Origin of the sequence: Blautia sp. AM28-27, assembly GCF_003480905.1 — a bacterium.
Lineage (GTDB): Bacteria > Bacillota > Clostridia > Lachnospirales > Lachnospiraceae > Fusicatenibacter > Fusicatenibacter saccharivorans.
The window spans coordinates 1-472 of the sequence record NZ_QUJK01000045.1 but is presented as its reverse complement, the minus strand read 5'-3'; the positions used below and the strand labels follow the sequence as shown (position 1 = coordinate 472).

General features: G+C 44.1%; 1 protein-coding gene. It reads right to left on the bottom strand.

Translation table 11 applies throughout. The features are described 5' to 3' along the window. On the bottom strand, positions 1–416 hold a 416-nt coding region (locus tag DW743_RS17855; RefSeq protein WP_243106639.1), incomplete at its 3' end, for an RNA-guided endonuclease TnpB family protein. Positions 417–472 lie beyond the last annotated feature (56 nt).

Below are 472 nucleotides of genomic sequence, written 5' to 3'. Positions count from 1 at the left end.
GACTGGCGTATTTTGACAAATCCAAGTTTCGGAAGTTTGATATATCTTCCCACAATACGGATATTATCTTTTTGATTGACCGTTCTGTATGACTGGAACCGGTTATGTTTGCTCTTGAAGGTTGGATAGGAAGCACGTTTTTGAAAGAAATTCACAAAGCTCCGGTCGAGATCCCGCAGAGACTGCTGTAAGGCAATGGAATCTGCTGCTTTCAAAAAAGCAAACTCCTCCTGTCTTTTCAGTTCGGTCAGCATGGCGGAAGTCTGGGTATATCCAATCTTCTTCCCTTCTTCATAGCTTTCCTTGCGCATGGCAAGTCCCCGGTTGTAGATCAGCCGGCAGCATCCCAGCGTCTGGCGGATGAAGTTTTTCTGTTCTCTGTTCGGGTAGATTCTGAATTTGATCCCTTTTTGCATTAGCCCATCTTATCCTTTTGTCTCTGCGATGTTTTCTGGTTTTCGATATACTGTTT